We start from the raw sequence: 26,401 nt of genomic DNA, 5'->3' as shown, positions 1-26,401 counted from the left end.
TTACCGAATCTGGCGTTGAAATTTATAAACCGCTGACAGCGAAGCCGTGTGGGCCGCCGTCCGAATCACGCGGGGCTCGGTGTAGCGCATCCAGCCGTAGCGGTAATCGGCCCGGAAGGCCAGCCGTGAACTGGCATCAAAACGGTAACCAACCCCCACCTGCGGATTCACAAACCGGTTGACCGTCGCCAGCCGCGTTCCATCGAAAAAAGCAGCCACCTCCGACCGGTTCGGTTGGGAAACGACATTGCCGTAGGGCATCCGGCTTACGGCCGCCAGCACCGGTATCGATGCATCAATGGCAACCGCGCCCTTCTTTCCAACCACAATCCGGGTCTGGTATAGCACGTGGAGCGAAGCCGTATTCACCGCCCAGGTGTTGAGCGCCAAGCCGTCGGCGTACCCGAACGAATCGTGCAATCCCACGCCCAGCCGGGTGGTTCGGCGGGCGGTCTGCCGAACCACCCGACGATATTCCAGCCCAAGGCTGCCCCGGTACAGGGTGGGCACGAGCCACAGCGGTTGCTCCTGTTCGGGCGAGAATTTAATCCCGCGAATCCCCAGGCTCGGTGCCACCAGATCGGCCCGGCTGGCCTGCGCTTCTACCCGCCATTGATGCTTCGTGGTTTGCCGGGTGTAGGCCAACCGGCCGCCGTTCAGGTTGGCGACGTAGTGTATCGGCGACGCCTGCAAATCCCGCAGGTGAAACGTCTCGCGTACGTAGCCAACGTGCAGTTCGGAAACAGTTCGGGGAGTTTGCGCCAGGGCAAAAAGGCTCCCCGCCGACAGCAGAGCCGTCGAAATCATTCTTTTCATGGTGGTTCTATTTGTTGTTTATCGGGTTGTAATGCTACTTCCTGCGGCTCCCGCACGGGGTTGAATGAGTTGGAGCGCCTTCTTCAGGACCGGGTCGTTGCCCGTCAGCATATCGTCAACGGTGGGCACGACGATATGATCCGGAATAATGCCCTGACCGGGTTTAATTGTGGTGGGCAGGTTGGCCATGTGAAACCCAAACATCCCGATGCCGAGATCGATTTTGGAATGGGGCAACTGCGTGATGGCAAAAATGCCGCTGTTGTCCCCCCCGTAGCCTCCACCGGTTTCCTGCCCGATAAAAATCGCCCGCTGATCGGCGTGTACCCGGGCGGCTAATTCCGTAGTGACCGAGAAGCTTGCCCCGTTGACCAGCACCGCCAGCTTTCCGCGGAAAGCCTCCCGTTTTGACTTTTGGCGCTTCAAACCGGCTTGTTTGGTAAATACATACCCGTTGCCCCGCTTCCTGACAACGAGCCACTTGAACCTCTGGTAAAGTTTGGGCGACCAGGCCGGAAACGAATAGGCCTTCTTCTGCCGAACGCGGATGTAGTCGTAATATCGAAACGGTTTTAGGGCCAGATACTGGTAGAGCAGCACGCCGTACTTTTCTTCGCCCCCTTCGTTGTTGCGCAAATCCAGCACCAGGTTTTCAACCCGTTTTTCACGCAGCTCCCGAAACGATTCTCTCAGGAATCTGGCGTAATCCTGCTCTTTTTTATCGTCCCAAAACCGTTCAATGGTCATGACGGCCGCGTTACGGTCTTCCGTAAACGTCAGGCGAAACGGTTTTTGCGGTGCGGATTTGTGCTTTTCCTGGTAACGCCTGATCTGGTCCAGCGTGACCGACGGAAGGGTAACCGTTTTTTCCTCCTTCGCCCAGCGGTATTGAACTTCGTGCGCATCCGGTGCTGCTATAAACGTGGCATAATAGCCCGAAAAAAAGTCGTTCAGGTCTTCGTACTTGCCGTTTACGGTATTGCCGTCGGCAAACGTCATTTTCGGGAGCAGGTCCTGAATCACATCGCGAACCGGCTTTCCGTTGATCTGGAGCACTTCCGCCCCGTTGGGAATGCTTTCGGAACCGTAGCTGCCCACAACCCAGGCCCGGTTTTCGACCCAATACAGGTTCAGGGGAAACAGCTTGCTGGTCGAAAAGGGATAATGTTCGTCCTGCCCGGCGGGAATCCATTTGATATGTCCGTCTTTCAAGGCCACCAGCAGCGGCACCATCGTGACGTAAAATTCCTGCTGCGTCATCGGGCGGTCCAACTGCGCTTGGGTGGCGGCAAAAAGCGAATCGAAAACCGGTTTTGGCGTGTAGCGGTACGGTTCGGGGTGGACTTCGTTCAGCGCCGTTTGAAAGCGGACGAAATCGGCCTGCAACTGCTCCGGGTTCAGCGTCTGGGCTTTTACCCGGAAACCACTGAGGATGAGCAGCGCGAGAAACAGAATTTGGATTTTCATGGCATTTGTTGTTAGTCGTTCGATGCGGCAAAACTCCCCGAAAAAAGCCGCTGTCCAAACAAAACGCCTACCGAATTGACGGCTTTTGCTTCCGAAACGTCGGATTTCACTCCCCCAACCAAACCTTGAACTCCCCGGCTTTTTCGCGGCTGACAATCACTTCCTCGTCGAAAACCGGGCGCATACTGATTTTCAGCTTCCCGTTGAAATACAGATTCACTTTGTCGATGGCCCGCAGTTCGGCGATGATCTGGCGGTTGAGCCGGAAAAAACGCTGGGGATCGAGCATCGTCGAAACTTCATCCATCGAGTAGTCGATCATCCATTCGTGGCCGTCGCGGGTTTTCAAAAACGTCAGCTTGTTGCGGGTGAATACGTAAGCCAGCTCGGCCACGTCCACCGAAAAAAGCCGCTGCCCCTGTTTGACCAGAAACCGGTCGCGGTACGGTGGGCCGGTATGTACCGGCTGCCGGGTGGGTTCGGGCGAAGCCGTTCCCGCCATCTGCCGCAGCAGATTCGTCAGGGAAGTCGTCAGGCTGTCGGGTTGTTCGAGCAGCGATTCTTTCAGGCGTTGCAACTTCATCAGCGCGTTCCGCAGATCGTCTTCCTTGACGGGTTTGAGCAGGTAGTCGATGCTGTTGACCCGGAAGGCTTTGATGGCGTATTCGTCGTAGGCGGTGGTAAAGACAACCGGACTCGTCACCGTTACCCGGTTAAAAATTTCGAAACTCTGCCCGTCGGCCAGTTCGATGTCCATCAGAATCAGGTCCGGTTTCGGGTGGGTTTGCAGCCATTCGACCGACTCGTCGACGCTGACGGTCATGCCCACAATCCGGGCGGTGGGTTCTACTTCCTGCACCATCCGGCAGAGTCGGCGGGCGGTGGCTTCTTCATCCTCTATGAGCAGAATATTCATACTGAGCGGCTTCAATCAGGGGAATCATGACCTGAAAACAATCCGACGTTTGCCGAACCACCACCTCCGGCTGCTTCAACAGCCGGTATTTGGTTGTAATGTTCGCCAGGCCGGTGCGGTTGGAGGGCACGACGTTTTGTTTCTTCCGTACGCTATTGACAACAAACAGATTATTGGCTTCGTCGGTGTAAATCCGGATGAGCAACGGACGGCTGGGCAGCGCCACGTTGTGTTTGACGGCATTCTCGACCAGCAGTTGCAGCGTCAGCGGGGGGATCAGAAACCCGTTCAGCCGTTCGTCGGTTTGGACGTCCAGTTCGACGCTGCGACCAAACCGCATTTGCAGCAGGTTGAAATAGGCCCGGATAAACTGCAATTCGTTGTCGAGCGTTGTCAGCGGCTGCTCGTTGGTCTGGAGCACGTACCGGTACACCGACGCCAGTTCTTCAATAAACCGTTCGGCCTGGCGGGCATCTTCCGTAACCAGTGACGACAAGGTGCTCAGGCTGTTGAACAAAAAATGTGGGTTAATCTGCGCCTTGAGCGAATCGAGCTGGCTTTGCAGGTTTTCTTTCTTGAGTTGTTCGGCTTCGTAATACGTGGCCCACCATTGCCGGTACAGGTGCCGGCCTTCGTAAATGGCGGCAATGGGCAGCGTAAATAGGAACGAAACCAGCGTTGTCACCCAGTACGTACCGCCCGGCAGCGGGTAGCCCCAGAACTGCGTTACGTCGTAGAGGTAAGTTACCGTCACCCGTTGAATGACGGTTGCCGCGACAAACCAGCTCATTTCTAGCAAAATCCGTTTCCGGGTCTGGTTCAGTCGTGGGTAATGCCGCCGGGCGAGCAGAATGCCCTGGCGGTTGACTTCCAGCAAAACTGTCCATTCGACCAGGCTGATGAGCAGGGCGTGAAACCAGCTAATGTCTTCGGGACCGTTGTCGGGCTGGTAAAAAACGAAGTTGGCCACCAGCGCCACCACCAGAATCCCAATGACCCGCAACCATCTGTCGTTCAGTTTTTCCATTGTTCCGTAAAGATGCGAGAAAAGCCGTTGAAGCGAAAGACTGGCGGGCCGAAGCGTCGGAAAAGCGGACTCAACAGTGAGAAATCGCTTCTTTATTAAAAACCGCTGACTCAGAAATGACCGGTGCGTTTGCCACTTGCTCAAAAACCGCATCCGAATTCCCGGCAAACCGCTAAGTTTCGTTACCAGCAACCAAGCCTACATTCTCATCATCACATGAATAAGCTCCTATTCCCGCTCCTTTTGCTCCTGACCGGAATCGTCTGGCAGTCGGCTCAGGCCCAGCAGTCACGGCCCGATACCGCATCTTCTAACCGGATGGTCTTCACAGTGACGGAGAAACCACCCCAGTTTCCGGGCGGTATGAACCAGTTGGGCGAATACATGCGCAAAAACATGCGCTATCCCGAAGCCGCCCGCCAAGCCGGTCGCGAAGGAAAGGTCTTCGTTACGTTTATCGTCACCGACCAGGGCCGGATTGAGCAAGCGCGCGTACTGAGAAACGTTGACCCGCAACTGGACGCCGAAGCCGTGCGGCTCATTGAAAGCATGCCCGTGTGGACACCGGCCAAGCAAAACGGCAATTCGGTAAATTGCCGGTTTAATTTACCCGTCGACTTCCGCTTAAGCGGTAGTCGTTAACGCACCGTAACCGTCACTTCGCCCGATTCCAGGCCCGGGGCGGTGGCTTTCAGGGTCATGGTTCCGGGTTGCGCACCGGGCCGGAGAATGGCCAGACAACGACCCCGAAACGTGTTTTTTGCGGGTTTTTGAAAGCTGCTCAAATCAGTCGGATTGCCGTTACCGACGCCCGCCAGTTCTCCCGCGCCCGTCAACTGAAACGCCACGGGAACGGTCGCATTCGGAATGACTTTTCCGTTTTCGTCCACCACTTCCACGGCAACGTACGACAGATCATTGCGGTCCGCCCGGATGGCGGGGCGGTCGGCGGTCAATTGCAGGTGGTGCGGCTTGCCAACGGTCGTCAGCGTTACTACGCCAACGGGTTTGCCATCTTCCATCGCCGTCGCTTTCAGCACGCCGGTTCGGTACGGGACCATAAAGGTTGCGGTGATGCTGGTGTCCGGGATGGTCTGTTCCGCGACGAGGTTGCCGTTCAGTTCCAGCCGAACCAGCGGACTTCGCGAAAAAACCCGCACCTGGAGCGGTTTGCCTTCCGCACGCGGCCAGGTCCAGCTGGGCTGTTCATCGGGCCAGCCCCAGTTGGTCAGTGTTTCCTTCATGCCGTCGGGAATGGGACTGTGAACGACCATTTCGATGGCCCGGTTGCGCCAGACCACATCGCGGTAATACGACTGCGGCTTTTTGAAACCGATCAGATCCAGGTCACCGCAGTAGGCGTTGAACCACGGCCAGGGCAGCACCGCCGTTTGGTTGGGCTTTTCGGCCTGCGGTTGCAGCAGCGAATGACCGATGGCCGTTTCTCCCATGTAATCCATAGCCGTCCAGACAAAATCGCCAATCACATACGGGTGTTTTTCCACCATTTGCCAGTTTTCAAACGCTTCTCCGGGGAAGGTTTCTGTTCCCAGCATGATGCGATTCGGGTAACGCTGGTGATCGGATTCGTAGTTTTTCCGCTGGTAATTGTAGCCGCCGATGTCCAGCAGGGCAAATGCCGGGTCGGAATCCGGCCAGACTTTGCCAGGATGTTCCCAGAACACACACAGGGCTTCCGTCACCGGGCGGCTGGGGTCGAGCCGGTGCGCTTCGTCGGCCAGTTTTTTCGTAATTTCCAGTCCCGACGGGTCGGCGCGTTCGTTGATTTCGTTGCCGATGCTCCAGATAATCACCGACGGATGGTTACGGTCGCGCCGGATCAGGGCTTCGAGGTCGCGCGGCCACCACTCGTCGAAGAACCGGTGGTAGTCCTGCGGTTTTTTGGGCCGTTGCCACATGTCGAAAGCTTCGTCGATTACCAGCAAACCCAGCCGGTCGCAGGCATCCAGAAAAGCCGTGGAGGGCGGGTTGTGGCTGGTCCGCACGGCGTTGAAACCGTTGGCTTTCATCAGTTCCACCTTGCGCTCTTCCGCCCGGTCGATGGCGACGGCCCCCAGCGGTCCGTTGTCGTGGTGCAGGCAGCCGCCTTTCATCAGATACCGCTTTCCGTTCAGCCGAAAACCGTTCTGGGCATCAAACTGAATCGAGCGGATGCCGAAAGCCGTCGTCACCTCATCCCGCCATTTGCCCGCCGACAAAACCCTGACCCGGGCCTGATACAGCCGGGGCGTCTCGGGCGACCAGAGTTGCGGCTTCTTCACCGTAATGCGCTGTCGGCTATCGCCTTTCGCATTGGCTGCCAGCGAAACGGTTTGCTGACGCGTGCCGACCACGTGGCCGTTGCGCCCGAGCAGCGCAACCTGTACCGTAACCGGCATTGGCTTTCCGGTCGAATTTTCGAGGGTAGTCACCACGTCCACCTGCGCCGACTGCCCGGTGACTTCCGGTGTCGTGATGGAAATCCCCAGCGGGGCCACGTGGACCGGGTCCGTAACGGTCAGCCAGACGTGCCGGTAGATACCAGAGCCGGTGTACCAGCGGCTGTTTTTGCCGCTATTTTTCACCCGAACGGCCAGCACGTTTTCCTGACCCGGCGGCAGCAGGTGCGGGGTTAAGTCGTAGTGAAACGGGGTGTAGCCGTTCACCTGAGAACCGAGGTGATGCCCGTTCATCCAGACGTCAGATTCCATGTACACCCCGTCAAAATAAATGGACACGGCTTTTTCCTTCTCGTCCGCACGGGTTCGGAACGATTTGCGGTACCAGCCCGTGCCCCCGACGGTGTACCCCGTGGAAGTGCCGCCGACACTCGCCCGGGAAAAGGGGCCAATCACCTGATCCGGCGTGGGGTTCGGTAAATCTTCGATACTCCAGTCGTGGGGTAGGTCAAGTTTTCGCCAGCCCTCGTCGTTAAAATCGGGACTTTCCGCGCGGATCGTGCTGTCTTTCAGAAAACGCCAGTCGGAGTCGAAGAGCCGGGTTCGGGCGGGGTTTCGCTGCGCCAGAGCCTGGAGCGCCGTGAGAAGGACAAGAAGCAGAACTTTCATGGTGATTTGCGTTAATTGCCAAGATTCCCTGCGGGAAGCGGAACCTCTTGGCACGCTGATGATCCCGGCAAACCTGCCGGGCACCCGCATCCACTTGCGTTTAAAGCTCTCCCAAAGCCAGTTTGATATGGGCCAAATGATGCTGTACGTGCCAGGCCGACATGGCCACCGCCTGTGCCTGGTCGAACCAGAGTTGCCGAACCGGATGGTAGCACTTCCGGGCCAGTTGCGATTCATCGAGCGATTTTGCCAGGTAAGCGTACCGCCGGTGTACCCCTTCGAACAGCAGCAGCGAATCTTCAACGGGGGCGGTTCTGGCGTCGGCGGTAGAAGCCCAGCCGTCCATGCTCACCAGCGTCAGGGTGTCGTAGTCGGGTTCGGTGACGGCTTTTTTCATTCGGAAAAAATGCAGCAACTGCATATCGGCGACGTGGTGAACCAGTTGTCGAATGGTCCAGCTGCCTTCGCGGTACGTTTTCGCCAGCTCCTCGTCGGACCGTTTTTCGACCAGTTGCCGGTATTGGGCCGGAGTCGTTTCCAGAATATTGATATTATGCCTCAGTTCGTCGGGTGAGTAGGAATTTTGGATAACGAATAGGCCGATGGGAAACTTGCGGTTGATAGTCGGTTCAGCGTTCATGACTTGATGTTGTGGTTTTTAGGCTTTCGATGGAGTCGCCTTCAGGGGCTCAGCCGTAAATTTTGGCTAAAAAACGCCAAATTCCCACCACTCCCCGTAAATTATTGCCGGGGATCGCTTGCCACCCGACTGGCGATTGCGGAGTCGCCGGAAGAGCGAACCTCTTTTACCATCCGTTTCTCTGAAAAACAAAGAGGCTTCCGGTATCGGAAGCCTTCCACTAATTTTCGTTTTCTGATTAATACTTTTTTAGCATTCTTTTAAACAAAAGTGAATAGCAAATAGACATATTATTCTGTCAATTGTGCAATTGCAGCCGATTTGTATTCTTATTTTTCAATTTTAACTTTTATGTTAGCTCAATGACCTTCCCTAATTCTTGATACTATATCTACTAATAATGTAGTACTTTTTACTTATCTTTGTCTAGAACCTTCCTCTTTGCCTTTTTGCTGATGAGTGCAATTTACCGGGAAATTACGCCCCTGACGCAAAGCGACTGCTATACCCTGTTCTCCCGAGTTAAGAAGGATTTTGACTTCCCCCTGCATTCACACGAGGAATATGAACTGAATTTTCTGGCCAACGCAACGGGTGTCAAACGAATCATCGGCGATCATACCGACGTCATTGACGACCTGGAACTGGTGCTGGTCGGCAGCAACCTGCCGCACGGCTGGTTCAACCACCAGTGCAATAGTGAAGAGATTCAGGAGGTAACCATCCAGTTTCACCGCGATTTGTTCGACGAAAAACTACTCCGGCGCAATCAGCTCAGTTTCATTCGGGCGTTGCTTGAGCGGTCGGCCAAAGGCATTGCGTTTTCGCGGGAAACTATCGAATCCCTGCGCCCACGCATTGAGGGACTGGCGCAGAAAAGCGGCTTTGACTCGGTGCTGGAGCTGATGTCGATTCTGCACGATCTGTCGGTATCCCGGAACATGCGAACGCTATCCAATGCGTCGTTTACGAGCGATCCTCTGAATTACAACAGCCGCCGACTGGAAAAAGCGTTCGAGTTCATGCAGATGAATTACGATAAAGATATCTCGCTGGCTGATCTGAGCCGCGTTGTCAATATGCCGGAAGTTTCTTTTAGCCGGTTTATCAAAAAACGAACCGGAAAAACGTTTATTGACAGTTTGAACGAAATTCGGCTCGGCCACGCATCCCGGCTGTTGATCGACACTACCCACACCGTCACCGAAATTTCATACAAGTGCGGCTTTAATAATATGTCGTATTTCAACCGGATGTTCCGACGAAAAAACGGCTGCACCCCGCGCGAATTCCGCCAGAATTATTCCGGCACCCGTGTATTCATTTAGCGACAAAAGCCGTATAACTCTTATTGTATATCCTAAAATAAACCAAACTGACATTTATTAACCAAACACCTCGTGGAAAGACGAAAAGCACTTAAAAGTTTGGCGTTCGCGATGGGCGGGCTGGTGAGTCTGCCGGGCTGGGCCTCCAACTGGAACCCAACGACGCTGCCGACGGGCCAAGCCCTGCTGTCTCCTAAGGCCGACGCCTTGCTGGCCGAAGTTGTGGAAACCATTATTCCGGCCACCGACACCCCGGGGGCCAAGGCCCTGGGCGTCCACACGTTCATCCAGAAAATCGTGACCGATTGTATGGAACCAGCGGCTCAGGATAGCCTGACCAACGGACTGACGGCGGTGGATACGCTGGCCCAGAAAACCTACAACAAATCCTTTACCGCCCTGGACACCGCCCAGCGCACTGACCTGCTTAAAGGCATGAGTCAGTCCGCGGAAGCGAACCAGAAAGACTTTTTCACGATGGTAAAAGCCATGACCATCCGGGGGTATACGACTTCCGAATACGTCATGAACAACATTATGCACTACCAGATGATCCCCGGCTTCTACCACGGCTGCGTACCGGTTGTTGCTAAAAATACCACTTCCAAAAATCAACAAAACAAATAAGCTGCCCAAAGACATGGCAAATTTTGCAATCGATGCCGTAAAAGCAACCACCTACGACGCCATCGTCATTGGCTCCGGAATCAGTGGCGGCTGGGCGGCTAAAGAACTGACGGAAAAAGGATTACGGACGCTGGTCCTGGAACGGGGCCGCGATGTAAAGCATGTCGTCGACTACCCGACGACCATGCTCAATACCTGGGAAATGGAGCACCGGGGGCAGCTGCCGCTGTCGGTCCGGCAGGAAAACCCGATTGTGGGCAAGTGCTACGCCTTCAACGAAACGTCCGCCCACTTTTTCGTCAAAGACGCCGAACACCCGTACGTACAGGAAAAACCGTTCGACTGGATTCGGGGCTATCAGGTCGGTGGAAAGTCGCTGCTCTGGGCGCGGCAAACCCAACGCTGGAGTCAGTTTGACTTCGACGGGCCGGCCCGCGACGGTTTTGCGGTGGAGTGGCCGATCAGTTACGCCGACGTTGCCCCCTGGTACAGCCACGTCGAAAAGTTTGCCGGTATTACCGGGAACAAAGACGGTTTGCCCACCCTGCCCGACGGCGAGTTTCTGCCCCCGCACGAGTGGAACTGCGTGGAGAAATATTTTAGCCAGCAGATGAAGGCCAAGTACAAAGACCGGCATGTGATTATGGGCCGCGCAGCTCACATTACCAAACCGCAGCCGATTCACCTGCAGCAGGGCCGGGCGCAGTGCCAGCACCGGACGATCTGCGAGCGGGGTTGTCCGTTCGGCGGGTACTTCAGCAGCAATGCTTCCACGATTCCCTGGGCGGCCAAAACCGGCAAAATGACGCTGCGTCCCAACTCGGTTGTTCACTCGATTATTTACGACGAGAAAAAAGGCAAGGCAACCGGCGTGCGTGTAATCGATGCCACCACAAAGCAAATGATCGAGTTTTACGCCCGCATCATTTTCGTCAATGCTGCAGCGCTGAACACCAACCTGGTGTTGCTGAACTCAACTTCCAGCCGCTTCCCCAATGGCTTAGGGAATGACAGCGGAGTACTGGGCAAATACGTGGCTTTCCATAACTACCGGGCCGGTATTTCAGCCGAATACGACGGTTTTCTGGATTCTACAACGGAAGGACGGCGCCCCAATGGTCCGTATATTCCGCGTTTCCGGAACGTATACAAACAGGAAACCGACTTCCTGCGCGGATATGCCGCGGGCTTCTCAGCTTACCGGATGTCGAAAACCAATCTGGACGGTTTCGGTACCGACTTGAAGGCGAATCTGGCCAACCCGACGCTGGGCGGCTGGGGTGTCGGTTCACACATGATGGGCGAAACCATTCCGAAGGAAACGAACTACGTGGCGCTGGACCAGAGTCTGAAAGACCCGTTCGGCATTCCGCAACTGAAAATCTCCATCGCTTACGACGACAACGACGATAAAATGGTGAAGGATTATCAGGAGCAGATGACAGAAATGTTCACCGCAGCCGGTTTTACAAACATCCGCGTCCGCGACGATAAGCGTAATCCGGGCCTAGACATTCACGAAATGGGCGGTGTCCGGATGGGTAAAGACCCGAAAACGTCGATGCTCAACAAGTGGAACCAGTTGCACCACTGCAAAAACGTTTTTGTCACCGACGGTGCTTCGATGACCTCCACCTCCACCCAAAACCCGTCCCTGACCTACATGGCATTTACCGCCCGGGCCGTGGATTATGCGGTGAAGGAAATGAAAAAGACGAATTTGTAAAGCAGTTGTTGTTATCCGGAGTTGATCAGTAAAAAAACGATTAACTCCGGACAACAATCCATTAAATTCAATTTTCTTTCGCTACCGTTTCGCCGTGCGGTGTGTGCATAAATTTCTTGCTGGCGGCCTTGACTTTTAGCAGGGAGCGAATCATTCGGAATATCAGCAACGGCAACGTCAATAAATCCCCCATCGAAATTTTCTTCCACAGGTAGCCGGGCGTGGACGTCAATAGAGTGAACACCAGAATCGCCAGCAATCCGCCGAAAAACTGAAATACCGGCTGAATGCCTAACACCAGCCCCAGAAACGTCCCAAAGGTCAGCAGGGCCAGATACAGAATCCGCGGAATGAGGAATCCTTTCAACAAGCCATTGAACGCGGGCAGATTTCCCCGCAGCAGTTGCCGCATCCCCGTACCAAAATAAAGCTTGACGAAGTGAATCTGGGCCGCAATCCAGCGGGAGCGCTGCCGCTCAAACACTTCCAGGTTCTGGACTTTTTCGTCATAAATCAGGGCATCGTTCAGGTACGCAATCTGAATTCCTTCGGTCAGCAGCAGCATTTCCAGCTCCTTGTCGTAGCCGCCTACAGACTGAATCTGGTGCATAGCCCGCTTCATTGTTTCGGGCTCAAACGCCATTCCGGAGCCGATCAGCGAAGCCGACAGCCCCAGTGCCCGCTGTCCTTTCCGGAAAAGATGGTTGTTGACTTCTTCGTTCATGGCGTCAAAAACCGCCACGCTGGTGTTGGTATTTTTAGCCACCCGGTGCCCCTGCACGGCCCGCCAGCCGCTGTCGAAAGCCAGGTTAATGCGGTGCAGGAAATCGGGCGCCATGTGGTTATCGGCATCCGAAACCAGCACAATGTCGTATACTCCTTGGGGAAGTTGTTCCAGCGCTTTGGTCAGCGATTTCTGAACCGTCGATTGTTCAAAACTGACTACCAGCACTTTAACCGGAAGGTGGGATAATTCCTGTAAGGTTTCGGGGCGAAATGAATCGGCAATAACGAAAATGTCGTAGAAGTCGGCGGGGTACGTCTGTTGCAAATTAACCTGTACAGAGTCCAGGATAACCTTATCTTCTTTGTAAGCGGGCACCAGAACGGCAATGCGCCGGGTACGGGTTGGTTGTTTAGTGACGGGCACATCGTCTTTGCCGCCAAACCAGCCCGCTACGGCTGATATAAAAAGATAGAAGCTGTTAAAGATCAGATAGATGCCAACCGGCAGGATAACCAGGTATTCCAGAAGGGCCATATTGTGCTAAAATTATCGCAGTACAAATCAATTTGTTGATTAATTCCTCTGATAATTTCATTGGACCTTTCGGTTATTTAACAATACCGTCATCTCGCCTTTTGAATCATCAGATTCTGCTCATCTGATAGCAAATAATATACCATTCAATCGGGCGCAAAAAAACCTGGCCCGGAGGTTCCATCCGGATGTCCGAATAACGCCCCCAAAGCCAAGTAGATATAAAGTAGAACAGAGAAATTGCAGAGTTGTGCGCCTATAACCAAATGACTTAGTTAAAATGCAGTGATCGTAAGCCTGGAAAGTGTTTTTTCAGATCATCGACGGAACGCGGTTTTCTTACTTCCACCCGCCGGAGCATCGCTTTTATTTTAGCCTGTATTTCGAACGGATTGAACGGTTTTTCCATGCAATCATCCGCACCGCTCTCCAGGCTGCTGATCCGGGCGTTGCTATCACCGGACTCAGAAAGGGCCAGAATAGGCATTTCTTGGTAATTTTCGCTTTTGCGGAGCAATTGAATCAATTCCAGTCCGTTGAACCTGGGCAATTTCAGATCCGTCACAATAAAGTCAACCTTATGGCCCTTTTCCAGCAAGGCCATGGCTTCGAAGCCGTTAGCCGCTACAGTGACACTAAATTCATCAGACAAAGTCTTGTACAAAACATTCACTAGAAAGCGGTTATTTTCAACAACCAGCACATTCGATTTAAAGATTTCCATAGTAGACAGAGTATACTTTAAAAAGACAGAGCAATACGTAAACATCTCAAAAAAACTAACTTCCAAGCGAGTAAAAACACTTATTAAAAAAGTTGTTTTCTATTCCGTAAACTAATTCTAGGCGGTCTTCGAAATAAGGTTGTTTTGCCATCAGCCCACTACCCAAAATTCGCCCTTCAAACATAACCAGCTCTATAATAGCAACTTAAAGAAGCCCTTCCGGTAACGGTATCAATGGCAATCCCTTTCTTCATTACGTTACAAATGTAAAAATACTTATTATAGTATTAAAAAATAATTGTGAATTTATTTTTGCAACTCACCTTTCCAATAATATGAAAACACTATTTATCAGCCACTTAACTCATAATTAAACGTTTCGACACTACTCAAATCTCGAGTATAAATACTCTAAGTTTCTGAATTTATTTTCTATTATAAATCCAAGTTAGCACTTGGCACGATATGTGATAACCATTAGGAGATAGCGCTGCCTTGTTAAAAGAACAGCTTTCTCATACAGGGATTTTGGGTGGCTTATTTGGGAATTCACCGTATTTGAGCTCCGATATCCCAGTTTACAAATCAAAAAACAGCATCATTATCCGGACATCTTCCGGTACTTCTACCACTGAGCATGCGGGATCAGCTAGCTTCCATATCGTACCAGATGCAAAAGGGATTGTGGCTCTATAGCCTGTTGGGAACCCTCATTGCTCTGGCGTCCGGTTTTCTGATTGCGGAGTTTGGAATTCTGGCGTTGGCCGTGCTGGTGGTCATGCCTGTCGGACTTGTGCTGGTGGGAGCCGTCCTGGCCGAACCCAAGTTTGGTTTTATGGTTTACGTACAGTTGATCTTTCTGGTCAACGCGCTGGCCCGCTTTCTCCCCATCAACATTCCGTTCGGGATGATCATCGACGGTATTATTGGGCTAATGGTCATGAGCCTGTTGCTCAACAACCGGCAACTCTCCTGGAAAAGCCTGCATCATCCGGCTTTTTATCTGGTCGGCTTCTGGTTCTTTTTCACAGTCCTGGAAATATTCAACCCGGAGTCGCCCTACCGCGCAGCCTGGTTTTTTCACGCCCGGTCATTCTCGCTGCACTTTTTTGTCATCACCTGCACCATCCTGCTGCTCGACATTACCCGGGCCGATTTTCGGATTATTCTACGCACCTGGCTGACCTGGTCGGTGCTGGCCGCGCTCTGGGCGTTCAAACAGCAGTACATAGGTCTGACTACCAACGAGATACTCTGGCTCAACGCCGGGGGCGCTTCCACCCACATTTTGTTTGGACACCTTCGCAGTTTTTCGTTTTACACCGATGCGTCTCAATTCGGGGCCGAAATGGCCGCCGTTTCGCTGCTGTGTCTAATCTGGATTTTTGAAACCGATTCGATGCCGCGCAAAATTGGCTTTGCGGTGTTGTTGCTGATTTATTTCTGGGGATATGCCGTTTCGGGAACGCGCAGTGCGCTTTTCGTGCTGATTGCGGGTTACGGTTTTTATCTATTTCTGAAGCGCGACATGCTTAAAATCGCGCTTGGCTTATGCGCGGCCCTCCCCCTGATATTGATGCTGAAATTTACGAGTATCGGCAGTAGCAATTACCAGATTCAACGGATGCGCACCGCCCTGAATCCGATGGAAGACCCCTCCTTCCTGCTGCGGTTGAAAAACCAGGAAAAACTGGCGGCCCTGCTGAAAGATCATCCCTTCGGTGCGGGTATTGGTACGTCACTCGATACCGGACAACGGTTTTCACCCGATCACTGGGCGGCCCAGATTTCACCGGATAGCTGGTATGTTGAACTTTGGATTGAAGTGGGGCGCGTGGGTCTAACGATCTACCTGCTCATGCTGGCATCGTTAATCGGTATCGGCGTATACCGGGTCTGGAATCTACGGGACCCGGAGCTTAAATCCCTGATGAGGGCCATTCTGGCGGTTTTTGTCGGCATTGTCGTTATGGGCTATTCCAACCCGGTACTGGGTCAGTTCCCGACCAGTGCCATGCTCTACGTCAACGCCCTGTTATTTACTACGTGTAACCGCTGGGACAAAAAGCGGGTACCTCAACAAAATCTGGTAGAATAAGCTCAACGGTTTACCAAAACGGATTTCCTCTCTTGGCACAGATGGGCCAAGGCACCTCAAAATTTACCAAACGCATTCAGACTATTATTTGACGAACGATATGAAACTGGCCCATCTGATTTTGGCTCACGCACAACCCGAACAACTCGACCGGCTTATTCGGGCCTTGCAGCATCCAGATGCGGACTTTTACGTTCATGTTGATCAGAAAACCGACATCGGCCCATTCCTAAAATTACAACAGTACAAGAATGTTTACCTGGTCCGGAAACGGCAAAGGGTGTCTTGGGGAGCCTACAGCATTGTTCAGGCGACCCTCAACGGTTTTGAACAGATTATGGCGTCGGCGATACCGTATGATTACGTCAATCTGTTAAGCGGTCAGGATTACCCGCTCAAATCGCCGGATTACATCCATCATTTTCTGCAAAAACAGAGCGGAACGCAGTTTATGGAATATTATTCTGTAGAAAATGAATGGCAGGAAGCGATTCCGCGAATCAGGAAATACCACCTCACCAATTATTCCATTCCCGGCAAGCACAAGCTGGAAAAACTGCTAAACTCCCTCCTGCCCGACCGGAAAGTACCGGAAAACTTAACGCTGGTGGGCCGCTCTCAGTGGTTTACAATTACGCAGGAAGCCGTTAAATACATCCTGCTTTACCTGCAAATGCACTCGAATGTCAGACGTTTTTTTGAGCTGACGTGGGGTGCCGACGAACTGGTCTTTCAAACGCTACTGTATAATTCGCCGTTCCAATCCAGGATGTTAAACGATAACCTGCGGTATATTGACTGGTCGGAAGGCAAAGCCAGTCCGAAGACCCTGACGGCAACGGATGAAGCCACCCTGCGCGCATCCGGCAAATTGTTCGCCCGGAAATTCAACGCCACAACCCAGCCGGAGATCCTGGATTTACTCGACGCCAACTACCTGTCAATTTAACGGTTTAAACCCGTACGGCGGGCTTGACCCACGCTTTTTCTCCCGGATCGTACTGTTTCAAGAGCCGGGCCGGATTGCCTCCCACCACGGAATACGGGGGCACGTCCCGCGTCACGACACTTCCGCCCGCAACAACTGAATGCCGCCCAATGGTTACCCCCGCCGTAATGACGGCATTGGCCCCAATCCAGCATTCTTCTTCAATCACGATAGGTCGGGTTACGACGGGTTGCTCCCGAATCGACCGCGTCACGTCTTCGTACGAGTGATTCAGGCCCGACAATACCACGTGCTGCGCCATGATGACGTCGTGGCCGATGGTTACCGGACCAATGACGACCGAACCGATCCCTACCGTGCAACGGTCACCGATCGCTACCGGCCCCACGCCATTGTTCACCACGCTGAATGCTTCGATGACGCTGTGAGCGCCTAGCGAAAACGGATTGAACGGCAACACATCCATCCGCGCGGATGACCGGACCATCGATGTCCGGTGCCGTTTGTGAATAAACGGATTCACAAACCAGCTAACCCACCGGCGGGGACGTGCCTCATGGCGGGGAATCAATAACCAGTGAATCAACTGTTTCAGCCCGGGACTCCGGTCGAGGTACTCTTTCATACGATTTATATAATGGACTGCGTAGCTTTTGATTTGGAAATGCGGAGCTGATCAACGGCATCGGTCAACAGCCCCACCGAATTCTCCCAGGTGTGCTCCCAGGCGAAAGCAATCCGCTCTTCCGGCGTCGATAAAACGTTGCCATTCAACACATCGTCGATGCGGGCAATGAACTGATCCGTAGTTTCGGCCAGGTAAACGTGCTGATCAAACAAGGCCATCGTTTCGGTTTTGCCCGCGACGACCGGTTTGCCCATTGCGAGGTATTCGTCAATTTTTCGCGGGTAGTTCCCGATTGTTACTTCATTCAGGATCTGCGGGTTGATCAGCACATCCATCGCGGCCAGGTAAGCCGGAATCTCGCGGGGCGTTTTGGCCCCCAGAAAGCTGACGTTCGGCAGAGCGCTCAGTTGTTCGGTCGGAAACGAATCATCGGTGGCCCCGATCAGGACAATCTGCCAGTCAGGTCGTTGTCTGGCAACGTTTCCAATCAGGTTTCCATCCAGCCGTAACCCCGTGAGCGCGCCCGCGTAGCCGATTCGGGGGTGCGGTAGCGCGGCAATATCCGCCGGAATTTCGGTGATGGCGGCCGGATCGAACATCTTCAGGTCGCAGCCTTGTCCGACATATACCGAACGCGGGTTGTAGCGGGCCGCCTGATTGGCCAGGTACAGGGAATTACTGGCGACCAGATCAACCTTGCTCATCAGCAGTGGTTCCAGCCGGGCGCCGTGGCGCTTCCAGAAATCCACCGCCAGAAAATTATCGCGCAGGTAATAGACGTACACTTCCGGCTTGAGCAATTCTTTGAGGTAGAAGCCCTGGAGCATATCGTTATCATTGATCAGCACAAACGATGTCCAGCCCAGTTCTTTGATAGCGGCCTTAATTTCGTTGGACAGCAGGGCTCCATTGAAACGGTTCGCCCAATCATACAAGGTACTGTCTGGCAACCAGTTAAATGACCCCAGCAGTGATTTTGGGGAAAGCACCCACAGGTTTTTCTCAGCCTCAATCAAATGCCGCCCCTGGTGTTCGGCCACAAATTCGCCCCGCCGTTGTGCCCGGCCGGACTTGTCGGAAAGCCGCGCCGACCAGTCCAGCGGCTCGTTGACAAACAGCACCGAATGAGTTGCGGATAGGGTTCGAGCCATGTCCCGGATGTTACTGCCCAACTGTTTTTCCTCCCAGGGTTGCCGTGAGGTAATGACAAAATTTGTTCCGCCAGATGATCTATTCATGAGCTGATTCAAGGCCGTTACGGCAATCGATTGATTCTTTACTACATCCACCATTTGTCTGATAACAGGAAAGATGCTTCGCTGATCCTTCCTACTCTTAAGCAAATAGTATGCTTAACTAGTAAGCGCTGTAAACCATTCAATAAATACTCTTTTTCGTTAATGAGAATTTAATCTGAAGTGTAATTTGAATTAAAATTAACGAGTTCCTTTCTGAAAAAATAGCCATTGCATAAGAATACAACTAACAGCTTATCAACGGCTTACCTGTCCACCTTATAACCACCCGACTAACCCGAACGTTGGTTTTAGCAGAGAGAGTGGTACCATTTTTGCTACTTTAACACTACTAAAAGTAACTTACTTAAAATCATAAGGCTATCCTTACAGATGACAGCAACAATTCTAACTATTGTAAAATTCGCGCATCGCAAGGTTACACGATTGTCTCTTTTTTGTCTATTTATTTCTTCATTGAGCTACGGACAAAATACGGCTTTACCCAATCAGGCTCCAACCAGGCTATCCGTAGCGAGCGATACGCTGTATCTGGACATCACGCAGGATCTGGCAACCCAGCTAGTACCGTTTGAAGAAATAGCTAAAGTTGCCGTCGCCAAATCTCCCGATGTTCGGTACGAAAGCGAGGTGGTGGTCACCCAGAACGTCGACTACAAGCTTTCCAAAATAGCAATTTTACAAACGGCAACTGGATTTACAACATACTCCTTCGGGAATCAGGCCATTATATCAAATACCTCCTTCGGGCCCGATGCCTTGGGGCAGATTGCCAACGGATACCGCACCGGGGTTGGGCTCCAGTTGAGCCTGTACGATTTGTTTGGCCGGAACCAGAAAATCCGGCAGGCACGCGCGAACTACCAGGCCTCGCTGGTCCGTAAAGAGGTTGTCGAAAGGCAGTTTCGCCGGGAATTAATTACGGTTTATCAGGATATGCTGACCGCACAACGGCTTTTGAAATTACGCATTCAGGATGAACAGGCCGCACTGACGGTTTACCGGATTGCGGAAGCGGACTCCAAGTCGGGTCGGATGGATCCAAGAAATTGGGCCGTTGTTACCAACGCCTACGTGCAGGCCCAATCCGGTACCGAACAAGCCCGGGGCGACTTAATGAAAAACGTCTATTACCTCGAAAACCTCGTGGGCGTTTCACTCCAACAATTAAAACGTAAATAACCTATCAATTCCATGACACCACGAGTACTCCTGCGTCTTTTGCGGCAACATGCGCTCTGGTTTGTTTTGCTTCCGATTGTAACCGCAGCGTCGGTCTATTTTTTCACGAAGAACGAACCCAAAGCATACAAGTCACAGGCAACACTCTACACGGGCCTGGCTTCCGGCTATTCCCTGCTTACCGATCAGAAAGCGGGCTTTATTGACCAGTCCGGTATTGCGTTCGAAAACCTGCTGACGACCTTGAATTCACAGGAAACCCTGCGCCAGATTGGGGTGAGCTTGCTGACCCGGCATTTGTCGCTCAATAAACCGGACGAAAAAGTTCTCTCGGCGGAGGGCTTTCAGGACCTCCGGCAGGCTATTCCGGAAAACCTGCGGCTTTCGTTGGTCCGCAATGCGAATGAGGCCGCTCTTTACACCCGCATCGACAGTCTTTCGCGCGCAGGGACCGACAATCCGATCAAGAATTTGCTGTTCAAGTCGGAGTCGTCGTACTCGGTTTGGGCAATGGGCAAAAAGCTGAAGGCTACCCGTCGCAACTCCAGCGACATGCTGGAAATGGAATACGAATCGAATGATCCGGCGGTGGCTCAGCAAACGCTGGATGCTGCAATTGCGGTGCTGAACAAACGGTATACCGCTCTGAAAACCGCTGAAACCAACACAGTGGTTGGTTACTACGAGGGACAGACCCAGGAATTGAAGAAAAAACTGGATGATGCCGACAACAAGCTGCGCGCTTTCAATGTCGAGCACAAGTTGCTGAACTTTCCCTCCGAATCGAAAAACATTGCCGCAGCGCGGGAATTGTTTACCGAAGATTACAACAAAGAGTTAATGCGGAACAGAGCCGCTAAAGCGTCGGTCGATGCCCTGAACAAACGACTGAGCCAGCAGGGAGTTCTGATCACGGCTAATACAGACTTAAAAAACAAACAGGCCGAGCTGTCGGACGCCCAGAACCAACTTGCCAATGCGCAGGCTTATAACCAGCCGCCGGCCGTCATCAGCCGCCTGCAAGCCCGGGTTGATCAGACTTCCGAAGCGCTGAAAACAATCGCCCGAACCTACTCGTCGGCCGAAACTTCGCCAGAATCCATTCCGCAACGCACGCTTCTGGATGAGTGGCTCACCAAAACAATCGACCTCGAAGAGTCTTCGGCCAAGCTGGAAGTGTATAAAACGCGTCTGAAAGAATACGATAAGCTGACGGATGAATTCAGTCCGCTGGAGTCGCAGCTTCGGCAACTCACCCGTGATCAGGAACTGGCCGAAAAAGAATACATGGCCGCGGTTCAGTACATGAATCAGGCCGTTACCCGTCGCCAGGACATCACCGTAGACGGCGCACTGACGATTCTCGATAGTCCGAGCTTCCCGCAGGATGCCCAATCCAAACGCTGGTTATTTATTGCCCTGGGCTTTGGCGTTGGCTTGTTTATTGCCATGGTCTTGACCGCCATCCGGTTCTGGGCCGATCGTCGGATTGGTTCACCCGAACAGGCCGAGTCGGCGATTGGTCGTCCGATGACGGCTCTTTTCCCGATCGTCCGCAAGCTATCGGTGGATTCCAAAGCTGGCCGTACGGCGCTGAGCATGTTCGAACAGTTGTGCAACGCGATTAATTTCGAGATTACCAAAACCACGGCCACCAAACCGTATCCGCCCGTTATCACCCTCTTCAGCGTACGTTCGCAGCAGGGAAAGACCTGGCTTGCTACAAACCTGGGCCGGATTTACGTCGAAGCTGGTCAGAAAGTGGCTTACTGCTACCCGCGCGCGGCCAACGAACCGGAAATGGTGGAACAGGACGGGGTTACATATTTCCCGTACACCCGGCGCTCGGATCTGATGAACGTTACGGAAGTTGATTACCTGTTCGACGGCAAAACCAAGTTTGACGCATCCCGGTTTGACCGGATCATCCTGGAAATTCCGGCTCTGATCAGCAGCCCGATCCCGGTCTATCTGGTCAACCAGAGCACCGTGTCAATTCTGGTAACTGACGTCAACAGCATCTGGGCACGGGCCGAAAAGAAACTGCTGGAAATGTACCTGAAAATTGCTACCCATACGACTCTGGCAGTCTTGAACCGGGTTGACACCAGCTACATCGACGCTCCCAGCAAGACGGACGCCCAGCAACGCCCCACCGAACCGGATCATTCTTCGGAAGTGCAGCGCTCGCTCCGTTCACTGGAAAACCAACGCATGCTTCAATACGGAAAAATATCGTAGTCTACTTTTAAAGGCACATGAGTACCAAGCAACAGGCCATCAGTGGCGGGAAATGGATTACCATTTCCACCGTAATCTCTACGGTCTTCCAGTTTTTGCAGGTTTCCATTCTCGCCCGCCTGCTCGAGCCTTCCGTTTTTGGAGTCGTTAGCGTCAGCACCCTGATCATCAACTTCTTTTTTATTTTCACCAACCTGGGTTTTTCCAATTCGATTATTTCCAAACAGGAAAGTGACCCCAAGGTGCTATCAAGCCTGTATTTCATGGGCTTGATACTGGGTGGAACCGTCTTTTTGATTGTGTATTTCAGCTCTCCGCTGGTGGTTGCTTTTTACAACGAGCCCCGGCTGGATAAAGTCATTAAGCTAGCTTCTATCTATTTTATTATTAATTATTTTGGCCAGATCTACTTATTTATCTTACAAAAAGAGCTGCAGTTTAAATCCGTTGCTATTATTGAAATCATTGGCACCATTACCGGCACATCCATTGCCATTGCTCTGGCTTACAACGGGTATGCCGAAACGTCCCTGATTATTGGTTATTTAATCATGCACGTTGTCCGGACGGTGTTGTCAATTATCCTGGGGTTAAAATACTTTAAGCCGTCCCTTTATTTCAATCTTGACTTGATTAAGGACCACCTTCGGTTTGGTTTATTCAATGTCGGAGATGGTTTAATCGGCTTCATTCAGGGTAATGCCGATAACATCATCGTCGGTAGCTTATTGGGTGTCACCTCACTGGGCTATTACACCATTGCCTATCAGTTAGCGGTTTTCCCAATCAACAAATTAAACCCGATTATTCTGCAGGTGGCGTATCCGGTTCTGGCAAAAATGAAGGGAAACGATCAGGAATTAAAAAACTCCTACATCAAAATCCTGGACATTATCAGTTATCTAAATATTCCCTTACTGGCTGGTTTATTAATTACGGCCGAGAGTGTGGTTCCGCTGTTTTACGGTCCGGGTTGGGATAACACCATTCCGTTGATCAAGATTTTCGTGTTCCAAAGCTTTTTCGGCTGCCTGACTCACCCGCTGTTTACGCTCGCTTTTACCAAAGGCAAACCCAATCTCCTGTTTTACCTCAATCTGGCTACGTTGGCCGTTAAGATTCCCTTGCTTTATTTCTTCGGAAAATACTGGCACGTCACGGGCATCGCCTTTTCGTACCTAACGACAACGTTTATCAGTCTGATTCTGAATTTTTACATCGCGTATTCGCTGATCGGTAACTTCTTTAAAGAATTCCTGGCCAACATCGCCAAGCCCCTTAGTTTCTGCTTACTCATGGTGATCACCATTTTCGCCTACAAAGAGCTGGTAGGTTCGCAGGGCGTTGTCAATACCGTCATCGAGATTGCGCTGGGCGGATTGATTTATCTGGCCTTAACGCTGCGGTTTAAAGTATCGCTTCCGGAAATCAGAACGTTTAAAGAATCCCTGTAACATGGCTCAGACACAAACCATTAAACACCGATTTCAGGTTCTGGATATTTTCCGGGGCATCTTTGCCTCGATGGTGGTCTTTTTTCACTTATCACCTTTCGCCGATACGCCCCTGCTCAACAATAACTTCGTCGAAAACTCCGACATGTTTGTTGATTTCTTTTTTGTCCTGAGCGGCTTTGTTATCACCTATAGCTACCCAAATGTTTCCAACGGTTCCGAGTTTGGAGGATTTATTAAAAAGAGATTGTGGCGGATTTATCCCCTGCACGTTATCCTGCTCTTTTCCTTCGTGATCATTGAAAACATCAAGCTTTATTTCGCTACTTACATTCACATCAACCAGCCTTATAACGAGAGTAATAACATCCTGACGTTCTTCACGTCCCTTTTCCTGCTGAACTCGGTCAAATTTCCGGGGATTCGGGATGTGAGCTGGAACATTCCCAGCTGGTCGATCAGTGCCGAAATGATCTGCTACCTGGTTTTCGGGTGTATGTTGGTTCTCATACACAAGACCCGATTACAGGCCATCAAGTACGCGGTCTTTGGAGCGTTGCCGATTCTGGCCCTCTTCCTGCTCATTGCCATAACCGGTCGCTCAGAAATCAACTACAGCTTTGATTACGGTTTTCTGCGGGGCATTATCGGTTTCTTTACGGGTTCAGTCTGCTACTACGTTTTCAACAGAGCTTATCCCCTCCTCAGCCAGCTGAAATCGTCTTACTTCACGCTTCTGGAAGTTTCGACCCTGCTGGTTTTGGGATTAATGATTTATTACGGAACGGCCCTGAAAGCCATCGGCTTTGTGTATGAATTTATTTTCTTTCTCGCAATTCTTACTTTTTCATTTGAACGCGGCATCATTTCTGCTCTGTTGAAGAAGTCAGGGCTCTTGAAAAATATCGGAACCTACAGCTATTCGATCTACATGACTCATACACTCCTTTTGAGCTTGTTCAACGTCGTGTTTATCCGGCTGCTAAAGCTGCCGCCTTCGGCTTATGTGTATCTGGTTTTTCTTAATTATTACCTTATTTATATCGTCTCCCGGTGGACATACAACAACATCGAAATGCGATTTAATAAAGGAGTCCGGCTACCACAAAACAACCGAAATAAAGTATTATCCAACAGTGCACACCATTGAAAGATTGTAGTACAACCAGGTCTGATTATGAATAAGTTAAGTTTTCTGATTACCCGTGTTATCGTTCTGATTACACTTATTTCCTACACGGTTAGCTGTCAGCCGGATATCACTCCCCGGCCCGTTGCGGATTTCACGTTAGAACGGGTTTCGGGTTCGGCAGGTAAAATTAAATTAACCAATAAATCCCTGCACTCCGAACGGTATCAGTGGACGTTTGGCGACGGCCGGGCGTCGACTGAAGAATCACCGGAAATTGAATACACAACTGACGGCACATATACCATTACGTTGACTGCCAAAAACGGTGTTGGACAGGATCAGGTTTCCAATAGTGTCGACATCACTGGCCTGGTTAAAATCGCCGTGGCGGCTTTTGATTTTACCTTCGTGAACGGTTCGGCCAACCGGGTTCAGTTTACCAATAAATCAACAAATGCGGACCGGTATCAATGGCTGTTTGGTGATGGCCAATCATCCACCGACGCGAGTCCGCTTATCGAGTTTAAAAGCAACGGTGTGGTTTCGGCCCAGTTGACGGCCCGAAATGGCAACAGCGCCGATGTTATCACGAAAAGCGTTTACATCTCCGAAATACCCACAACCGGCAGCATTATGTTCTGGACCAACGGCTCCGGCGACGGTAGCGATATCGAAGTGTACGTTGCCAATGCCATGCAGGGTCTTGTCAACACCTATCAGTCGTCCGGAACACCGACAACGTGTGGGCAGGAAGGCAACGTAACCTACCGGAATGTGGAGGGGACTTACGGCTATTACGCGCGTTCCAAAAGCCGCACCTGGTCGGGCACGGTTACGATAAAAAACGGCGAATGCCGCACGAAATTATTACCGCAATAAATCAGAAACTCAGTTCCGTTACACCGTGAGCAATCTTCTCTTACCCAACTGGCTTTCTAAACATTTATTTGTTTACCGTCCGGACAACCTTGCCACGGAACAACTGCACGATTTACGCAAACGGTTGGCCAAATTCAATGTTGAAAAACCGGAGGTTTCCATTGTCATTCCGGCGTATAACGAAGAAGCCAATTTACTGCATACCTTGTCGTCGCTGGCCGATCAGAACCTGACGCGACCGACAGAACTTCTGGTGGTCAACAACAACTCAGCGGATCGCACCCAGGAGCTTCTTGACCGGTGCGGAGTACGCTCGATCACTGAGCGACGCCCCGGTGTGGCTTTTGCCCGCCAGGCCGGTCTGGAAGCGGCCCGTGGAATCTACATGGCCAATGCCGATGCCGACTGTCTTTATCCGGCAGGTTGGGTTGAAGCCATCACCAAGCCGTTGCACGATCCGGCGATTGCCTGCGCATACGGTTTGTACGCGTTTTTGCCGAGCCAAAACTCGTCCCGGCTGGCGCTGATGGGATACGAAAAAATAGCTCAACTGGTCAACAGCATTCGTAACCGCGACAAGCTCTTCATGAACGTCTACGGTTTCAATTTCGCTTTCCGTCGGGCGGACGCCCTTGCGGTAGGCGGCTTTGCCCTGGATAGCGGCCGTGAAGGGTCGGTTGCCGAGCTGGTAGCCGCCGGCATCAAACCACCCCCTTCCGGCAAGTGTGAAGATGGCTGGATGTCGCTCTCGCTGCAACAGCAAGGCAAGGGCCGCACGGTTCGGGTAACCGATCCAGCCGCGCGGGTCTGGACGAGCGACCGGCGACTGCTGGCCGACGGCAGTCTCGGCAAGGCTTTCACCACGCGCGTCTGGCAGGCGGTCCGGGGGCTGACGTTGCCCTTTTCCGCGTCCGGTTCAACCCCGTCCTAACTTTCAGAAAAGTTTCATAATTATGGGGCGGGCAATGTTGATGGTATGTGT

22 protein-coding genes are annotated in these 26,401 nt (G+C 52.1%); 12 read left to right on the top strand and 10 right to left on the bottom strand.

Annotated elements, in window-relative coordinates; translation table 11 throughout:
- The 4 genes from OQ371_RS15955 to OQ371_RS15940 form a co-directional block, all read right to left on the bottom strand.
- Nucleotides 1-816, bottom strand: a complete 816-nt coding sequence (locus tag OQ371_RS15955; RefSeq protein WP_265989112.1) for a hypothetical protein — start codon at nucleotides 814-816, stop codon at nucleotides 1-3.
- A gap of 18 nt (nucleotides 817-834) precedes the next feature.
- Nucleotides 835-2,283, bottom strand: coding sequence for a S41 family peptidase (locus OQ371_RS15950; protein WP_265989111.1), 1,449 nt, complete (start codon nucleotides 2,281-2,283; stop codon nucleotides 835-837).
- Between the two features lie 106 nt (nucleotides 2,284-2,389).
- Complete coding sequence (locus OQ371_RS15945; protein WP_265989109.1) at nucleotides 2,390-3,199, bottom strand: LytR/AlgR family response regulator transcription factor; 810 nt, start codon at nucleotides 3,197-3,199, stop codon at nucleotides 2,390-2,392.
- Complete coding sequence (locus tag OQ371_RS15940) at nucleotides 3,174-4,226, bottom strand: sensor histidine kinase (RefSeq protein ID WP_265989107.1); 1,053 nt, start codon at nucleotides 4,224-4,226, stop codon at nucleotides 3,174-3,176. The genes OQ371_RS15945 and OQ371_RS15940 overlap by 26 nt, the downstream gene beginning before the upstream one ends.
- Before the next feature lie 216 nt (nucleotides 4,227-4,442).
- Between OQ371_RS15940 and OQ371_RS15935 the strand changes: the two genes are divergently transcribed.
- A complete protein-coding gene (locus OQ371_RS15935; RefSeq protein WP_265989106.1) occupies nucleotides 4,443-4,868 on the top strand; it encodes an energy transducer TonB in 426 nt (141 codons plus the stop codon).
- On the opposite strand, the gene OQ371_RS15930 is transcribed toward OQ371_RS15935, so the two are convergent.
- Nucleotides 4,865-7,294 (bottom strand): glycoside hydrolase family 2 TIM barrel-domain containing protein, encoded by a 2,430-nt coding sequence (locus OQ371_RS15930; RefSeq protein WP_265989105.1) that lies wholly within the window; start codon nucleotides 7,292-7,294, stop codon nucleotides 4,865-4,867. The two genes, OQ371_RS15935 and OQ371_RS15930, sit on opposite strands and share 4 nt — an antisense overlap.
- Before the next feature lie 100 nt (nucleotides 7,295-7,394).
- Complete coding sequence (locus tag OQ371_RS15925; protein ID WP_265989104.1) at nucleotides 7,395-7,934, bottom strand: YfiT family bacillithiol transferase; 540 nt, start codon at nucleotides 7,932-7,934, stop codon at nucleotides 7,395-7,397.
- 455 nt (nucleotides 7,935-8,389) lie between these two features.
- On the opposite strand from OQ371_RS15925, the gene OQ371_RS15920 reads away from it, so the two are divergent.
- The 3 genes from OQ371_RS15920 (at nucleotide 8,390) to OQ371_RS15910 (ending at nucleotide 11,615) form a co-directional block, all read left to right on the top strand.
- Nucleotides 8,390-9,262 (top strand): helix-turn-helix domain-containing protein, encoded by an 873-nt coding sequence (locus OQ371_RS15920; protein WP_265989103.1) that lies wholly within the window; start codon nucleotides 8,390-8,392, stop codon nucleotides 9,260-9,262.
- A gap of 72 nt (nucleotides 9,263-9,334) precedes the next feature.
- Nucleotides 9,335-9,889 carry a gluconate 2-dehydrogenase subunit 3 family protein gene (locus OQ371_RS15915; protein WP_265989102.1) on the top strand — a complete coding sequence of 185 codons (555 nt, stop codon included), beginning with the start codon at nucleotides 9,335-9,337 and terminating at the stop codon, nucleotides 9,887-9,889.
- Nucleotides 9,890-9,902: 13 nt separating this feature from the next.
- The gene (locus OQ371_RS15910; protein WP_265989101.1) at nucleotides 9,903-11,615 is read left to right on the top strand and encodes a GMC oxidoreductase; all 1,713 of its coding nucleotides are present in this window, start codon (nucleotides 9,903-9,905) and stop codon (nucleotides 11,613-11,615) included.
- 67 nt (nucleotides 11,616-11,682) lie between these two features.
- Here the strand turns inward: OQ371_RS15910 and OQ371_RS15905 are convergent, their stop codons facing one another.
- Nucleotides 11,683-12,876 carry a glycosyltransferase family 2 protein gene (locus OQ371_RS15905; RefSeq protein WP_265989100.1) on the bottom strand — a complete coding sequence of 398 codons (1,194 nt, stop codon included), beginning with the start codon at nucleotides 12,874-12,876 and terminating at the stop codon, nucleotides 11,683-11,685.
- A 271-nt stretch (nucleotides 12,877-13,147) separates the two neighbouring features.
- Nucleotides 13,148-13,666 carry a response regulator transcription factor gene (locus OQ371_RS15900; protein WP_265989099.1) on the bottom strand — a complete coding sequence of 173 codons (519 nt, stop codon included), beginning with the start codon at nucleotides 13,664-13,666 and terminating at the stop codon, nucleotides 13,148-13,150.
- Between the two features lie 604 nt (nucleotides 13,667-14,270).
- On the opposite strand from OQ371_RS15900, the gene OQ371_RS15895 reads away from it, so the two are divergent.
- The gene (locus OQ371_RS15895; protein WP_265989098.1) at nucleotides 14,271-15,698 is read left to right on the top strand and encodes an O-antigen ligase family protein; all 1,428 of its coding nucleotides are present in this window, start codon (nucleotides 14,271-14,273) and stop codon (nucleotides 15,696-15,698) included.
- 100 nt (nucleotides 15,699-15,798) lie between these two features.
- Nucleotides 15,799-16,647: a beta-1,6-N-acetylglucosaminyltransferase gene (locus tag OQ371_RS15890; RefSeq protein WP_265989097.1), complete on the top strand. Its 849-nt coding sequence runs from the start codon at nucleotides 15,799-15,801 to the stop codon at nucleotides 16,645-16,647.
- A gap of 4 nt (nucleotides 16,648-16,651) precedes the next feature.
- Here the strand turns inward: OQ371_RS15890 and OQ371_RS15885 are convergent, their stop codons facing one another.
- Nucleotides 16,652-17,272: an acyltransferase gene (locus OQ371_RS15885; RefSeq protein WP_265989095.1), complete on the bottom strand. Its 621-nt coding sequence runs from the start codon at nucleotides 17,270-17,272 to the stop codon at nucleotides 16,652-16,654.
- Between the two features lie 5 nt (nucleotides 17,273-17,277).
- On the bottom strand, nucleotides 17,278-18,513 hold the full coding sequence (locus tag OQ371_RS15880; protein WP_265989093.1) for a glycosyltransferase: 1,236 nt from the start codon (nucleotides 18,511-18,513) through the stop codon (nucleotides 17,278-17,280).
- Between the two features lie 474 nt (nucleotides 18,514-18,987).
- Here OQ371_RS15880 and OQ371_RS15875 point away from each other — a divergent pair, with 474 nt between their 5' ends.
- Genes OQ371_RS15875 through OQ371_RS15850 form a run of 6 tightly spaced genes read left to right on the top strand, consistent with a single transcriptional unit; the run spans nucleotide 18,988 to nucleotide 26,350 of the window.
- A complete protein-coding gene (locus tag OQ371_RS15875; RefSeq protein WP_265989092.1) occupies nucleotides 18,988-19,713 on the top strand; it encodes a TolC family protein in 726 nt (241 codons plus the stop codon).
- A gap of 12 nt (nucleotides 19,714-19,725) precedes the next feature.
- Entirely contained in the window at nucleotides 19,726-21,954 is a 2,229-nt protein-coding gene (locus tag OQ371_RS15870; protein WP_265989090.1) for a GumC family protein, read from the top strand.
- A 17-nt stretch (nucleotides 21,955-21,971) separates the two neighbouring features.
- Nucleotides 21,972-23,408: an MOP flippase family protein gene (locus OQ371_RS15865; protein WP_265989087.1), complete on the top strand. Its 1,437-nt coding sequence runs from the start codon at nucleotides 21,972-21,974 to the stop codon at nucleotides 23,406-23,408.
- A 1-nt stretch (nucleotide 23,409) separates the two neighbouring features.
- Nucleotides 23,410-24,558, top strand: a complete 1,149-nt coding sequence (locus OQ371_RS15860) for an acyltransferase family protein (RefSeq protein ID WP_265989086.1) — start codon at nucleotides 23,410-23,412, stop codon at nucleotides 24,556-24,558.
- A 27-nt stretch (nucleotides 24,559-24,585) separates the two neighbouring features.
- The gene (locus OQ371_RS15855; protein WP_265989084.1) at nucleotides 24,586-25,419 is read left to right on the top strand and encodes a PKD domain-containing protein; all 834 of its coding nucleotides are present in this window, start codon (nucleotides 24,586-24,588) and stop codon (nucleotides 25,417-25,419) included.
- 25 nt (nucleotides 25,420-25,444) lie between these two features.
- Nucleotides 25,445-26,350: a glycosyltransferase family 2 protein gene (locus OQ371_RS15850; RefSeq protein WP_265989083.1), complete on the top strand. Its 906-nt coding sequence runs from the start codon at nucleotides 25,445-25,447 to the stop codon at nucleotides 26,348-26,350.
- Nucleotides 26,351-26,401 lie beyond the last annotated feature (51 nt).

The sequence above is a fragment of the Larkinella insperata genome, assembly GCF_026248825.1.
Classification (GTDB): domain Bacteria; phylum Bacteroidota; class Bacteroidia; order Cytophagales; family Spirosomataceae; genus Larkinella; species Larkinella insperata.
Note: the sequence above shows the minus strand (reverse complement) of the source record. Positions and strands in the feature narration are given on the sequence as shown.